At 70.3% G+C, this 13,474-nt stretch carries 11 protein-coding genes; 6 read left to right on the forward strand and 5 right to left on the reverse strand.

Annotation, left to right across the window (positions count from 1 at the left end; translation table 11 throughout):
• The first annotated feature begins 65 nt into the window (after positions 1–65).
• Positions 66–1,499 (forward strand): neutral zinc metallopeptidase, encoded by a 1,434-nt coding sequence (locus IE317_RS14095; protein ID WP_191310038.1) that lies wholly within the window; start codon positions 66–68, stop codon positions 1,497–1,499.
• A 46-nt stretch (positions 1,500–1,545) separates the two neighbouring features.
• On the opposite strand, the gene IE317_RS14100 is transcribed toward IE317_RS14095, so the two are convergent.
• A complete protein-coding gene (locus tag IE317_RS14100; protein WP_191310040.1) occupies positions 1,546–2,523 on the reverse strand; it encodes a tetratricopeptide repeat protein in 978 nt (325 codons plus the stop codon).
• Between the two features lie 327 nt (positions 2,524–2,850).
• On the opposite strand from IE317_RS14100, the gene IE317_RS14105 reads away from it, so the two are divergent.
• Positions 2,851–3,258 carry a hypothetical protein gene (locus IE317_RS14105; protein ID WP_191310042.1) on the forward strand — a complete coding sequence of 136 codons (408 nt, stop codon included), beginning with the start codon at positions 2,851–2,853 and terminating at the stop codon, positions 3,256–3,258.
• Here the strand turns inward: IE317_RS14105 and IE317_RS14110 are convergent, their stop codons facing one another.
• Positions 3,259–3,561 (reverse strand): thiamine-binding protein, encoded by a 303-nt coding sequence (locus IE317_RS14110; protein ID WP_191310044.1) that lies wholly within the window; start codon positions 3,559–3,561, stop codon positions 3,259–3,261.
• Positions 3,562–3,640: 79 nt separating this feature from the next.
• Here IE317_RS14110 and IE317_RS14115 point away from each other — a divergent pair, with 79 nt between their 5' ends.
• A complete protein-coding gene (locus IE317_RS14115) occupies positions 3,641–4,141 on the forward strand; it encodes a MarR family winged helix-turn-helix transcriptional regulator (protein WP_191310046.1) in 501 nt (166 codons plus the stop codon).
• 52 nt (positions 4,142–4,193) lie between these two features.
• Here the strand turns inward: IE317_RS14115 and IE317_RS14120 are convergent, their stop codons facing one another.
• From IE317_RS14120 to IE317_RS14130, 3 genes are all read right to left on the reverse strand, one after another.
• The gene (locus tag IE317_RS14120; RefSeq protein WP_004562934.1) at positions 4,194–4,559 is read right to left on the reverse strand and encodes a DUF3817 domain-containing protein; all 366 of its coding nucleotides are present in this window, start codon (positions 4,557–4,559) and stop codon (positions 4,194–4,196) included.
• 218 nt (positions 4,560–4,777) lie between these two features.
• On the reverse strand, positions 4,778–7,159 hold the full coding sequence (locus IE317_RS14125; protein ID WP_191310048.1) for a GH92 family glycosyl hydrolase: 2,382 nt from the start codon (positions 7,157–7,159) through the stop codon (positions 4,778–4,780).
• Complete coding sequence (locus IE317_RS14130) at positions 7,156–10,380, reverse strand: GH92 family glycosyl hydrolase (protein ID WP_191310189.1); 3,225 nt, start codon at positions 10,378–10,380, stop codon at positions 7,156–7,158. Before IE317_RS14130 ends, IE317_RS14125 begins: the two co-directional genes overlap by 4 nt.
• A gap of 314 nt (positions 10,381–10,694) precedes the next feature.
• Between IE317_RS14130 and IE317_RS14135 the strand changes: the two genes are divergently transcribed.
• Genes IE317_RS14135 through IE317_RS14145 form a run of 3 tightly spaced genes read left to right on the forward strand, consistent with a single transcriptional unit; the run spans position 10,695 to position 13,473 of the window.
• Positions 10,695–11,678 carry a LacI family DNA-binding transcriptional regulator gene (locus IE317_RS14135; RefSeq protein ID WP_191310191.1) on the forward strand — a complete coding sequence of 328 codons (984 nt, stop codon included), beginning with the start codon at positions 10,695–10,697 and terminating at the stop codon, positions 11,676–11,678.
• On the forward strand, positions 11,675–12,712 hold the full coding sequence (locus tag IE317_RS14140) for a class I mannose-6-phosphate isomerase (RefSeq protein ID WP_191310050.1): 1,038 nt from the start codon (positions 11,675–11,677) through the stop codon (positions 12,710–12,712). The genes IE317_RS14135 and IE317_RS14140 overlap by 4 nt, the downstream gene beginning before the upstream one ends.
• Positions 12,709–13,473: an ATP-binding cassette domain-containing protein gene (locus IE317_RS14145; RefSeq protein ID WP_191310052.1), complete on the forward strand. Its 765-nt coding sequence runs from the start codon at positions 12,709–12,711 to the stop codon at positions 13,471–13,473. Before IE317_RS14140 ends, IE317_RS14145 begins: the two co-directional genes overlap by 4 nt.
• The last annotated feature ends 1 nt before the right edge of the window (position 13,474 follow it).

Genomic DNA, 13,474 nt, shown 5'->3' on the forward strand with positions numbered 1-13,474 from the left:
CCGCGTATGCCCTGGGTATGGTCCTGCCCGTCGGGTACGGGTGGGCACGAGAGCGAGTGGAACAGATGATCCCAGGGGGAGGGCGGCGGGCGCTGGTCGCGCTGCTGTGCGTCGCGGCGGTCGCCGTGAGCGGGTGCAAGGACAAGGGCGGGGCGAGCGGGGACCCGGCCAAGGACACCGGCGCGGACTCGGTCTCCGGGCTGCCGGTGACGCACTTCGAGAGCGGCCTCAAGCCGGACGCGCCGACGCCGAGCCTGAACGTCCGCAACGCCGAAGGCGGCGAGGACGACAAGCTGGCCACCGCCGCGATCGACGACGTCCAGACCTACTGGGGCCAGATGCTGCCGTCGAACTTCGGCCAGCAGTTCGAGCCGGTGAAGTCCCTGCTGTCCTACGACGCGCAGACCGACACCGAGAAGACCGGCTGCGGCAGCGTGAAGAAGCTCGTGAACGCGTTCTACTGCCCGGTCGACGACTCGGTGGCCTGGGACCGCGGCGTGCTGCTGCCGATGCTGCGCCAGCGGTTCGGCCCGATGTCGGTGGTCGTGGTGCTCGCGCACGAGTTCGGCCACGCCGTCCAGTACCGGCTCGGGGACAAGGCCGGGATCGCCAAGAACACCCCGACCGTGGTCAAGGAGCAGCAGGCCGACTGCTTCGCCGGCGGCTACTTCCGCTGGGTCGCCGAGGACAAGAGCAAGTACTACCGCGTCTCGACGTCCGAGGGCCTGAACCAGGTGATGGCGTCGATGTTCCTGATCCGCGACCAGGCGGGCACCAGCGCCGCCGACAAGGGCGCGCACGGCACGGCGTTCGACCGCACCTACGCCTTCCAGGCCGGGTTCGAGAAGGGCCCGAAGGAGTGCGCGGGGATGACCGAACAGAACGTCAAGCCGCGGCTCACCGAGCGCCCGTTCGACAAGGGCGACCAGGGCAAGGGCGACGCGAAGTTCAACGCGCAGACCGTCGCGCTGCTGAAGAAGAGCCTCGACGAGGCGTTCAAGGGCGCCAACGTGGCCGCGCCGGAGATCACCGACGGCGGCAGCTGCCAGACCACGCCGCCGGCATCGTACTGCCCGGGCGACAACACCGTCAGCATCGACATGGCGAAGCTGGCCCAGCTCGCCCAGCCGATCGACCGCGACGCCGAGATGAAGGGCGAGGACCCCGGCGGCATGGGTGACTTCGCGGCGTTCTCCGAGGTCGCGGCGCGCTACGCGCTGGGCATCCAGAAGGGTGTCGGCGCGTCGATCGACAACAAGAACGCGGGCCTGCGCACGGCCTGCCTGGTGGGTGCCTGGGCGGCGTTCACCAACCGGCCGGGCGACCTGCGGCTCTCGGCGGGCGACCTCGACGAGGCCATCGCGGACCTGCTGCAGCCGGAGAGCCTCGTGTCGGCGGACGTCAACGGGAAGCGCCCGGACAGCGGTTTCGACCGGGTCGAGGCGCTGCGCCGCGGCTACCTCGAGGGTTCGTCGGTCTGCTCGAAGCAGTACGCGTAGGTACCGCGAAAAGGGCCCCCACCAGCCGGTGGGGGCCCTTTTTCACTTAGAAGAGGGCGCTCGCGAGGTCGCGGCGGGCCTTCATGACCCGGTCGTCGGCCGGGTCGAAGAGGTCGAACAGGGCCACCAGGTGCTCGCGGACCTTGTTGCGGTCCTCGCCCGCGGTGCGGCGGACGGTGTCGATCAGGCGCTTGAAACCGGCCTCGACCTCGTTGGCCGCGATTTCCAGGTCGGCCGCGTCGAGCTGGGCGGCCAGGTCCGACGGGTCGGCGTCGGCCTTGGCGCGGGCGTCCGGGTCGGCGTTTTCGGCGCGGGCGGTGAACTTGACCTGGGCCAGGGCGTTCTTGGCCAGCTCGTTCGCCGGTTCGACGTCGAGGATGCGCTCGTAGGCGGCCTGCGCGGCGGCGAAGTCGCCCCGCTCGAAGGCCTCTTCCGCCTCGGTGAAGCGCGGGTCCTCGGGCTCCTCGACCGGGCCGCCGGCCGCCTCGGCGTCGCGGATGCCCGGCAGCTTGTCGCGCAGGGCGTCCAGGAGCGCGGTGATCCACTTGCGGATCTCGGGCTCGGGCAGCGCGCCGGAGAAGGCGTCGACCGGCTGGCCGCCGGCGATGGCGACGATCGTCGGGATGGACTGCGCGCCGAACAGCTGCGCGATCCGCGGGTTGGCGTCGACGTCGACCTTCGCGACGACCCAGGCGCCCCCGGATTCGGCGGCCATCCGCTCCAGGACCGGCGACAGCTGCTTGCACGGGCCGCACCACTCGGCCCACAGGTCGACGACCACCAGCTGGTGGAGGGACCGCTCCACGACCTCGGCCTGGAAGGTGGCCTCGGTGACATCGATCACGGCCGCGCCCGCGCCTTCGCCGGAGGGCCGCGGCGGGCCGTCGCCGTCCGGACGCGCGGCCGGGGCCGGCTGGCGTTGCGCCGCTTCGGCACGGGCCTTGAGCGCGGACAGGTCGACCGCGCCGGAAAGGGCGGCGGACAGGGCCGCTGACTTCGCTGCAGATCCGCGTGGTTGTGTCACGGTTCCATCCTGGCACGCGCGCCGGAGAAGTTTCACCGGGTGCCCGGCCTGTCCATGGTCTGACACGTCCCGGCGGTGGGTGGTTTCGGCTTGGGGGGTGGGGCGAAGGTGGGGCGAGCGGCCTCGGTTCCGCGCTGGCCTCCGGCCCCCGGTATCAATTCTACCGGCCACCACCGACGATTCCGGGCCGCGCGCAGCCCCGCGAACTGTCGGTGGCCACCGGTAGGCTGGAAATCGGGGGCTGCTCACCGACCCGCGCCGTGGGTTTGCGCACCTGCGCGGCCCGTCCGCTTGGCAGGACGGCACCGCTGGGGCAGGCTCGGCCGGGTGCACATCCGGCGTGACGTGAAGGTGGGCCTGTCGGTCGCGGCCGCCGTCGTCTGGGTCGGCGCGGTGACGTTGCTCATCGTGCACGAACCCGATCCGGGCGCGGGCTCGCCCGCCGAACTGCGCGACCGGCTCGCCGCCGCCCTCTCCGGGCACGATGCCGACTCCTTCGCCGATCTCCTCGACTACCCCGGCTCGGGCGGCGACGACTTCGCGAAGGACTACGTCTCGGTGCTCGCCGACCGCGGCGTCCACGATGTGCGCGTCGAGCTGGGGCCGGACTCGGGCGCGCCGACCCGCGCCACCGTCTCGGGCGCCCTCGGCGACGGCAAGCCGTTCAGCTACCCGCTGACGGTGACGAGCGAAGACGGCCGGTGGACGGTCGCCTTCACCCCGCCGCTTCCCTGATCACGCTTCGCGCAGGTGCGCTTCCACCCGGTCCACCTTGGCCTCGAGCTGGCCCTCGAAGCCCGGCCGGATGTCCGCCTTCAACACGAGGCCGACCCGGGCCGAGCCCTCGCCCGCGGCCTCGACCGCGCGCTTCACGACGTCCATGACCTCGTCCCACTCCCCCTCGATGTTCGTGAACATCGCGTTGGTCGAGTTGGGCAGCCCGGAGTCGCGGACCACCTTCACCGCGCGGGCCACAGCTTCGCTCACCCCGCCGTCGGGGTCCCCGCCGGACGGGCTGACGCTGAACGCGACGATCATGCTCGGAAGTCCCTTCTTCGGTGGTCATTTCCGCCAGTCGTGCGACACCCGCCGGTACCCGCTGGTAACTTCGCGTGTCATGAACCGTCCGCTGCCGTTCGACCCGATCGCCCGCGCGGCCCGGATCTGGGAGGACCGGATCGGGCCCTCCGGGACCATGGCCGCGGTGACCGGGGTGATGCGGGTCCAGCAGATCATCCAGTCCGCGGTGGACGGCGCGCTCAAGCCGCACGGCTTGACCTTCGCCCGGTACGAAGCACTGGTGCTGCTCACCTTCGCCCGCAGCGCCAGCCTGCCGATGCGGGTGATGGGCGAGCGGCTCCAGCTGCACCCCACCAGTGTCACCAACATAGTGGACCGGCTGGAGCGCGACGGGCTCGTGAAGCGGGTCCCGCACCCGACCGACCGCCGCACGACGCTGGTGGAGATCACCGACGAAGGCCGCAAGCGCCGGGAGGCCGCCACCGAAGCCGTCACCGAAATCGACTTCGGGCTGAGCGGGCTGACCGAACGGCAGACCGAGCAGCTGACGGACCTGCTGACCAAGGTGCGCCGCGCCGCCGGGGACTTCAGCGAGTGAGCAGCAGAAGGGCCCGCACTCGGCGAGTGCGGGCCCTTCTCACATGCCGGGATCAGGCGGCGACGGGTTCCTTCGCCTGGAACAGGCCGACACCACCGTGGGACAGCCGCTGCGGGCCGTCGAGCTTGCCGTTGCGCAGCGCCCACTTCTCGAACAGCCAGGTGAACAGCGGCGGGATGCTCGCGAGCAGGGCCAGGACCAGCGTCTTCGGGCGCCAGCCGAGCGGCTTCGCCACGGACAGGGAGACGACCACGTAGAGGACGAAGATCACGCCGTGCACCATGCCGATGACGGGCACGCCGCCCTCGCCGGAAGAGTGGACGACGTACTTGAGGAACATCCCGACCAGCAGCGCGGCCCAGGACAGGGCTTCGGCTACTGCGGCCACGCGGAACACGAGAGCGGCCTTGCTGGACACTGCTTCCTCCTGTGGGGTCTCACCACGTTCGTACCGGAACATCAAAAAACGCCCGACACACCGTCCAAGCCGGACTTGCCTTGGACGTCAACGGCGCTGTCGGACGTACTGATACCCAGTGTGAGGCGTGATGCCCCTCACGGGAACACCGGGTCCCGTGACGATGCTCACGGCCGTGGTCCACTGTGGTCTGAACCACGGCCGTGAGCGTCCCTTGTCTACTCCGCGCAGGGCGAAGCCGGGGCGGACGAAGGTGACGTCCCCCACTTCGCCGTCGCGTCGGACGTGAGGCCGAAGTCCAGCGTCGTCCCGCGGTTCAGCTGGTCCACGTTGACGTACACCCGGTCACTGGCCTTGCCGCCCACCCGAAGGGACGACACGTACTGCAGCTCCGCACCGGAAGCACCCGGCGCCTTGATCGTGATGTCGCGCCCGTTCTCCAGGTGCAGAACGGACTTCGCGAACCGCGGAGCGTTGAGCACGAAGTTCCCAGTCCCTGGGACAGCGGGGTACAGCCCCAGCGCGCTGAAGACGTACCACGCCGACATCGTGCCCAGGTCGTCGTTCCCGGTGACGCCGTTGGGCGCGTTGGTGAACAGCGTGTGCGCGGCCCGCACGACCGTCGACGTCTTCGACGGCTGCCCGGTGAGCGCGTACATCCACGGCGAGTGCAGGTCCGGCTCGTTGTTCGGGTTGTAGCGGAACTGGTCGTAGTAGTCGTACGGGCCGACCACCCAGTTCTCGCGGACCGCCGTCGCCGGGTTCTTCACCAGTTCGTCGTAGGCGAAGAAGTCGTCGAGGCGCTTGCCGGTGGCCGCCGGGCCGCCCATCCGCTGCACCAGCCCGGGCACGTCCTGCTGCACGAGCCACTGGTACTGCCAGGCCGTCCCTTCATGGAAGCCGTCCTGGCTCTGCGGGCTGTAGGGCTTGTCGGCCGGCGAGAACCACGCGCCCCCGAGGACCTTCGGGCGGAAGAACCCGGTGAAGCCGCGATCGGCCTGAGTGGCATCCCACAACGTCCGGTATGTCCGGCCCTTCGCCGCCAGCGCCGCCGCGTCGTCCTTCTTGCCGAGCGCGGCCGCCATGACCGACAGCGAACAGTCACCGAGCGCGTACTCCAGGGTCGCCGAAGCGCCGTGGTTCGGGTCGGTGTCCTGGCCCTTCTTGGGGAAGTCCGGGTCGTACTGGACGAACCCGTCCTTCTGGTAGCTCGCGTTGCCCGAGCGGCCTTGGAACGGCGACGACGCGGGCGGGATCTGCGTCGAGTTCTGCAGGAGCGCCTGGTAGGCGTGCATCTCCTCCCCCGACAAGGCCCCGAAGCGCCACAGGTCGACCAGGAACGGCGTCACCGGGTCGCCGGTCATCGTGTTCGTCTCCTGGCTCGCGTACGCCCACCGCGGCAGCCAGCCGCCCTGGTCGTGGATGGCCAGGATGCTCTTGGCGATGTCGCGAGCCCGGTCCGGCCGCAGCAGCGCCAGGAGCTGGTTCTGCGTGCGGTAGGTGTCCCACAGCGAGAAGAAGTCGTAGTACGTCCAGCCGGCCGCCCGGTGGATCTTCTTGTCGAAGCCGTAGTAGCGGCCGTCGGCGTCGTTGGCCGTCAGCGGCTGCAGCAGCGCGTGGTAGAGGGAGGTGTAGAAGACCGTCCGGTCGTCGGTCGTGCCGCCTTTGATGTCCACAGAGGACAGCTCACGCCGCCAGGTGCGCTGGACGTCGGCCTTGGCCGCGTCGAACGACCGGATGCGCTCCGAGGCCAGGTTCAGCCGCGCACCGGCCGCGTCCACCTGGGAGATGGCCGTGGTCGCGGTGACCTGCCCGCCACCGAACGTCAGCCACGCGCCGCGCAACCCGGCGCCACCCGACGAGGAGCGGGAGCCGGGTGTGCCGCCGTCCGGCGACCACGTGCCGAACGCCTTGAACGGCTTGTCGAACTTCGTCGTGAAGTACGTCGTGTAGGCCTTGCCGCCGCAGAACGCCTGCGACTCCACGGTTCCTTCGACGGTCCGGTCGTCCACGACGCGGATGCTGCTGCCCGTCACCGGTTCCTTGTCGTTGGCCTGGCCGACGTTGACGAAGACGTTGGCGTCACCGGATTCGGCGAAGGTGTACCGCTCGACCCCCGCCCGGGTCGCCGCGGTCGTCTCGACGTCGACGCCGCCGTAGCCGGTCAGGTGGACCTTGTAGTAGCCGGGCTTCCCCACTTCACCGTCGTGGGTGAACGGCGAGGCGTACTGCTTCTGGTCGAAAGTGGACGGCTTGGTCGTGTCGAACGCCTTGCCGGGGCCCACGTCCCCGGTCGTCGGCAGGGTCGAGACCAGGCCGCCCTGCTCCCAGCAGCCCGCGCCGGACAGGAAGAAGTGCCCGAACCCGCGGATCGCGGTGTCGGTGTAGCGGTAGCCGGCGTAGTGCGAGGTGATCGGGCTGACCTGCGTCATCCCGAACGGCGCCGAGGCACCCGGGAAGGTGTTGCCCTCGTCCTGCGTGCCGATGAACGTGTTGACCGCGTCGAGGGCGTCGCCGCCGGCCGCGGCGGCGACGGTGGGGGTCGCCACCGTCGCCGCCGCGGCGAGCGTCAGGACGCCCGCCAGGACCTTGCGCTTCATGCCCCGATGCCGATCGCGAACACGTGCAGGGCACCGCCGCTGACGTTCGACGGCAGCGTCACGCTCGCCACCGTCTTGCCCGCGGCCAGGGTGATCGGGTTGGTGCCGAACACCATCGTGCGGATCTGCTGCGGGTCGCCGCCAGAAGCGTTGCGGTACGGCGTGGACAGCACGATCCGGTTGCCGAACGCCGGCTGCGCGCCACCGCCGCCGAGGGTCCAGTCGGAGAACCCGATGGTCGCGGTGGACGTCGTGCCGTCGGTGTAGGTCACCGTCAGCGTGCCCGACGCGTTGCCGTTCGACGCCGAGCCGAGCAGCGCCAGCCGCCCGGAACCGGTGACGTTCACGGTCTGGCCGCCGGCGACCACGTTGTCCGGGTCCCCGGCCGGGAAGGACGGCCAGGTGAACTTCAGCCCGTCACTGGTGATCGTGGCGCCCGGGGTGGCCCCGGCCGCGGCGAGGGCGTCGGCCGAGTAACTCCAGCCGCCGCCGTCGAAGTTGGCCGCCCCCGAGTTCGAGTCCGGGGAGATGCCCGCGTTGTTCACCGTGGCGAGCCAGCTGTTCGGCTGGGCCACCAGGACCGTCAGGACGGCCTGGGAGGAGGCCACGCCGGGCGCGGAGAACGTCACCGGGATGCGGCGGGCGCCGTCGGCCAGCCCGGCCGGGACGCTGACCGTGAGCTCGGCCTGGGCCTTGCCAGCGGCGGGCACCGCGATGCTGCCCGTCGACGGCGTCAACGTGATCCCGTCGACACTGCCCGCGGAATAGGTCCAGGTCCGGGCGGTCCCCGAGAGGTCCTGGACCCCGACCGACGCCTTCGACGTCGACCCCGCGGGCGTCACCGCGCGTGCCGGGTCCACAAAGGACAGGCTGGGCTTCTCCTGCTCGCGGAACGACGGCGGGGCGTCGGCCGCCGCGCTGCCCCACGCGGTCGCCGTGGCGGACCGGGTGTAGTCGAGCGTGCCGCCACTGGAAAGCAGCGCCTCCGGCAGCCACGCCTTCGAAGCGGCACCGCCGTTGACCTTCAGGCTGCCCACGTAGTCACCGGTGCCCGGCGCGTTGATGGTGATCTTCTTGCCCGCGCCCGTGGTGAGCACGGCGTGCTCGAAGCGCGGGGTGACGAGCAGCGTCTCGGCGCGGCCCGGGATCTCCGGGTAGATGCCGAGCGCCGACCAGACGTACCAGGCCGACATCTGGCCGAGGTCGTCGTTGCCGATCAGGCCTTCGGGACGCGGGTTGTACAGCTCGTCCATCGAGCGGTGCACGATCGCCTGGGTCTTGGCCGGGGCGCCCGCGTAGGAGTAGACGTACGGCGCGTTGGAGTTCGGCTCGTTGCCCATGAAGGCGTACGGCTCCTGCGTGCCCGCGTTCAGCTGCGTGAAGAAGGTGTCCAGCCGGGACTGGGTCGCGGTGTTCCCGCCGAACGCCGTCACGACGCCGCCGAGGTCGTAGGGCACCATCCACTCGTACTGGGCGCCGTTGCCCTCGACCCAGCCCTGCGAGCTGGCGGGGTCGTAGGTGCCGGAGAACGAGCCGTCCGCGTTGCGCGGCTGCAGGTGGCCGGTGCCCGGGTTGTAGAGGTTCTGCCAGTTCTGCGCGCGCTTCATGAACGTCGTGTACGTCGCGCTGTCGCCGAGCCGCTTGGCGAACTGGGCGATGGAGAAGTCGGCGCTGGTGTACTCGAGGGTGTCCGCGCCGGCGCCCGGCACGTAACCGAGCTTCTGGTAGTCCTCGAGACCCGGCCGCTCGGTGTAGCCCTGGGTCGGCTGGGTGGCGCCCTTGATCATGAGCAGCAACGCCTTCTGGGCGTCGAAGTCCCGTGCCCCGAACGCGTACGCGCTGGACACGATGATGTGGTACGGGTCGCCGTTCATGACGCCGGTGTAGTCGTTGGCCACCGTCCAGCGGTCCCACGAGCCGCCCTGCTCGGCGTAGGCCATCATCGACCGGACGATGTCCGAGGTCTCGTGCGGCGCGATCGTCGCCAGCAGCGGGGCTTCCGAGCGGTAGATGTCCCAGCCGGAGAAGTTGGTGTACATCGCGTGGCCCTTGTCGGCCGTGTGGATCCGGCCGTCGAAGCCGACGTACTGGCCGTTGACGTCGGAGAAGACGTTCGGCTGGATCAGCGAGTGGTACAGCGAGGTGTAGAACGTCGTCAGGTCGGCGTCCGAGCCGCCGGTGACGGCGATCTTGCCGAGCTGCGCGTTCCACGCCTTGCGCGCGTTCGACGCCACCGTGTCGAACGACTTGCCGGTGTTCTCCGCCTTGAGGTTGGCCTTGGCGCCGTCGACGGACACGAAGGACAGTCCGACCTGGACGTTCACCTGGGCGCCGTTGAGGTTCGCGAAGGTGACGTACCCGCCGCTGCCCGGGCCGCTGACCGTGGTGTTCTGCGGCGCCGCCTTGGCCGGGCGCGCGATCGAGGCGTCGACGCCGTTGGGCTGCGCGACCTTCGCCTTGGCGCCACCGGTTTCGGCGGCCTTGTTCGGCGTCACGGCGCCGTTCTTCCAGGTGCCGATCGACGCGAACGGCGTGTCGAACTTGGCCGAGAAGTAGACGCGGTAGCTGTTGCGCGCGCCGCAGAACCGGCCGCTGGTGGCCCAGCCGCTGATGGTGTCCTTGCCGATGGTGATCGACGCGTCGTCGGTGCCGTTCACCGAGCCGGAGGTGTTGACCAGCAGCGTCGAGGACGCGCCTGCCGGGTAGGTCAGCCGCGCCGAGCCGGTGCGCTGGGTCGCGCTGAGCTCGACCTTCGCGCCACTGTCGAGGGTGACGTCGTAGGCTCCCGCGGTCGCGTGTTCGTTGGCGTGCGAGAACTTCGACGTGTAGTGGGCCGGGTCGGTCGCCGGCGAAGTCGTCACTTCACCGACATAAGGGATGAACGGGATGTCCTGATAGGTCGAACAGCCCGCGCCGGACAGGTGCGTGAGGCTGAACCCGGTCAGGGCGTTGTCGTCGTAGAAATAGCCGCCCGGCTGGGACTTCACCGTGTCCGGGCTCCACTGGACCATGCCGAACGGGGCGACCGCGCCCGGGAACGTGTTGCCGGCACCGCCCCCGGTGCCGTGGTCGGCCCCGCCGGGCCGGGTGCCCACGAAGGGGTTGACCCACTTCGCGTAATCCGTGCTGCTCGCGGCAGCGGCGGGGACAGCGGGAGCCACCGCTGCGGTCACCGCCAGGGTCAGGAAAGCTAAACCGGCTCTGAAGCGCGCTCGCGCCATGGCCATCGCCTCTCCACCTCGTCAGCGCGACCAGAAACGGTGTGATGACAACCTTGTCGCGCGATCGGTCGAACCCGGCCACCTTCGATAACCACTCACCGGACAGTCAAGGGACACGTCAAGACCTGTCCGGTTCCGGACAGCGTCATCAACCGTCTGCCCTACGCCTTCGGTAGCCGAATCGGCACAATCCACGCATGAGGCGTTGACAAGCACCGGGCGGGTGGCGTTCAATCCCCGTCACTATGACAACGTTGTCTCCTCTCGGCCGGGACCGGGACGGCAGCACGCGCACCGCGAGCAGGCGGGCCACGATGAGCGACGTGGCCCGGCTGGCGGGCGTGAGCATCAAGACCGTCTCGCGCGTGGTCAACGACGAACCGGCGGTGCACCCCGACACCGCCGAGCGGGTCATGGCGGCCATCGAGCAGCTGGGGTTCCGGCGCAACCTGGGCGCGCGCAACCTGCGCCGCGGGTTGACCACCGGCACCATCGGGCTGATCGTCGAGGACGTCGGCAACCCCTTCTACTCCGAGCTGAACCGCGCGGTCGAACGCATCGCGACGTCGTTCGGGCGCCAGGTGCTCACCGGCTCGTCCGAGGAGAACTCCGACCGCGAGCGGGAGCTGGTCCTGGAGTTCTGCGCGCGGCGGGTGGACGGCATCCTCGTCGTCCCGGCCGGCCTGCAGCACGGCTACCTGGTGCCGGAGATGCGCGCGGGCACGCCGGTGGTGTTCATCGACCGCCCGGCCGGCGACATCGTGGCCGACACCGTGCTGGTGGACAACCTCGGCGGCACCATCGAAGCCGTCACTCACCTCGCGCAGCACGGCCACCGGCGGATCGCCTTCCTCGGCGACAGCCCGGACATCTTCACCGCGGCCGAGCGCCTGCGCGGGTTCCGCGAGGGCTGCGTGCGCAACGGGATCACCTACGACGAGTCGCTGGTTTCGATGGGGACACCCACGCCGGACGCCGTCGGCAACGCGGTCAAGCGGCTGCTCGACGGCCCGGACGCGGCCACCGCGGTGATCGCGGGCAACAACCGGATCGCCGTGCACCTGCTGCGCGCCCTCGCGCACGCCGAGCGCCGCCCGGCCATGGTCGGGTTCGACGACTTCGAGCTGGCGGACCTGCTGGACCCGCCGGTCACCGTGGTCGCACACGACGTCAGCGCACTGGGCCACGCCGCGGCCGAGCTGCTCTTCGCCCGCGTCCAAGGAGACCAGTCCCCGCCCAGAAAGGTAGTCCTGCCCGTGCATCTCGTCGCCCGTGGTTCCGGTGAGGTCGCCCCGTGACCCTCGAACCGATCCGGCTCCCCGCCAACCAGCCGCCGCAGTTCTACCGCGGCGGCGACGCCATCGCGGCGCTGCGCGGCGCGTCGCCGGACAAGAAGTTCGGCCCGGAGGACTGGGTCGCCTCGGCGACCACGATGTTCGGCCAGGAGACCAACGGCCTCACCCGGCTCCCGGACGGCGCCTGGCTGCGCGACGCGGTCGAGGCGAACGCGAACGGCTGGCTCGGCGCGAAGCACGTCGAGGCGCTCGGGACATCCACTGGGCTGCTGGTGAAGCTCCTCGACGCGGGCCAGCGGCTGCCGGTGCACTTCCACCCGGACGACACGTTCGCGAAGCGGCACTTCGACTCGCACTTCGGCAAGACCGAGGCCTGGATCGTCGTGGGCACCCACGGCGACGACCCGCGCGTCTACCCGGGCTTCAAGGAGACACTGTCGAAGGCGACGGTGTCCGAGTGGACGCGCGAGCAGGACGTCCCCTCGATGCTGGGCGCGCTGAACAGCATCCCGGTGTCTCCCGGCGACACCGTCTACATCCCGGCCGGGCTGCCGCACGCGATCGGCGAAGGCGTCTTCGTCGTCGAACTCCAGCAGCCGACCGACTTCTCGCTCACCATCGAGTGGCGCGACTTTCTCGCGTCGCCGGAGAAGGGCCACCTCGGCCTCGGCTTCGACACCGCCATCGAGGCCCTCGACACCTCGGGCTGGGACGCCGAACGCCTCGGCACGATCATCAAGCGCACCGCGGGCGATAACGCGTCCACTGTGGACCTCCTGGCCGGCGGATCGGAGCGGTTCTTCCGCGCCGAACAGCTGCGCACCGACGAGAAGACAACGTTGTCACTCGATCCGTCCTTCGCGGTGCTGGTCGTTCTCGACGGCGAAGGCACGCTGCGGACCGAGCACGGCGGCGAGCACGCGCTGGCGAAGGGCGACACCTACGTCGTCCCGTTCGACGCCGGCCAGACCGAGCTGTCCGGCACGGCGACGGTGATCCGCTGCCGGCCGCCGGCGCCGGAAGAGAGGCACGGATGAGCGAACTCCTCCTGGACGCGGTCGACCTGACCAAGCACTACGGGTCCGTCGAAGCCCTGCGCGGCGCGTCGTTCCAGGCCCGCGCGGGCGAGGTGACGGCCCTGATCGGCGACAACGGCGCCGGCAAGTCCACGCTGGTCAAGTGCCTCTCCGGCGCGGAACAGCCGACCTCGGGGAAGATCCTCCTCGACGGGACCGAAGTGCACTTGGACTCCCCCACCACCGCGCGGCGGCTGGGCATCGAGACCGTCTACCAGGACCTCGCCGTCGCGCCCGAGCTCGACCCGGCGGCCAACCTCTTCCTCGGCCGCGAGATCCACCGCAAGGGCATCCTCGGCAAGCTCGGGATGCTCGACAAGGCCGAGATGCGGCGGCAGGCCGTCGAGGAGTTCCAGCGCCTCGGCGTGACCCTGCAGAGCACCGACGTCCCGATCGGGTCGCTTTCGGGCGGCCAGCGGCAGAGCGTCGCGGTGGCGCGCTCGGTCGTGTGGGCGTCGAAGGTCGTGTTCATGGACGAGCCCACGGCGGCGCTGGGTGTCGTGCAGCGCGAGCGCGTGCTCGACGTCATCAAGAAGGTGCGCGACAAGGGCATCGCCGTGGTGCTGATCAGCCACAACATGCCCGAGGTGCTGTCGGTCGCCGACCGCGTCGAGGTGCTGCGGCTCGGCAAGCGGGTCGCCCGGTTCACCGGCTCGGACACGAAGCTCGAAGACCTCGTCGCCGCGATGACCGGCGCCCTCGTGCAGGAGGAGGCCGCGTGAC

It is taken from the genome of Amycolatopsis bullii (assembly GCF_014654205.1).
Taxonomy (GTDB): Bacteria; Actinomycetota; Actinomycetes; order Mycobacteriales; family Pseudonocardiaceae; genus Amycolatopsis; species Amycolatopsis plumensis.

What these genes read in the sequence shown, in the direction of transcription:
- IE317_RS14095 (WP_191310038.1), top strand. Translation starts at nt 66, where the DNA reads ATGATCCCAGGGGGAGGGCGGCGGGCGCTGGTCGCGCTGCTGTGCGTC.
- IE317_RS14110 (WP_191310044.1), bottom strand. Translation starts at nt 3,561, where the DNA reads ATGATCGTCGCGTTCAGCGTCAGCCCGTCCGGCGGGGACCCCGACGGC.
- IE317_RS14115 (WP_191310046.1), top strand. Translation starts at nt 3,641, where the DNA reads ATGAACCGTCCGCTGCCGTTCGACCCGATCGCCCGCGCGGCCCGGATC.
- IE317_RS14125 (WP_191310048.1), bottom strand. Translation starts at nt 7,159, where the DNA reads ATGAAGCGCAAGGTCCTGGCGGGCGTCCTGACGCTCGCCGCGGCGGCG.
- IE317_RS14130 (WP_191310189.1), bottom strand. Translation starts at nt 10,380, where the DNA reads ATGGCGCGAGCGCGCTTCAGAGCCGGTTTAGCTTTCCTGACCCTGGCG.
- IE317_RS14135 (WP_191310191.1), top strand. Translation starts at nt 10,695, where the DNA reads ATGAGCGACGTGGCCCGGCTGGCGGGCGTGAGCATCAAGACCGTCTCG.
- IE317_RS14145 (WP_191310052.1), top strand. Translation starts at nt 12,709, where the DNA reads ATGAGCGAACTCCTCCTGGACGCGGTCGACCTGACCAAGCACTACGGG.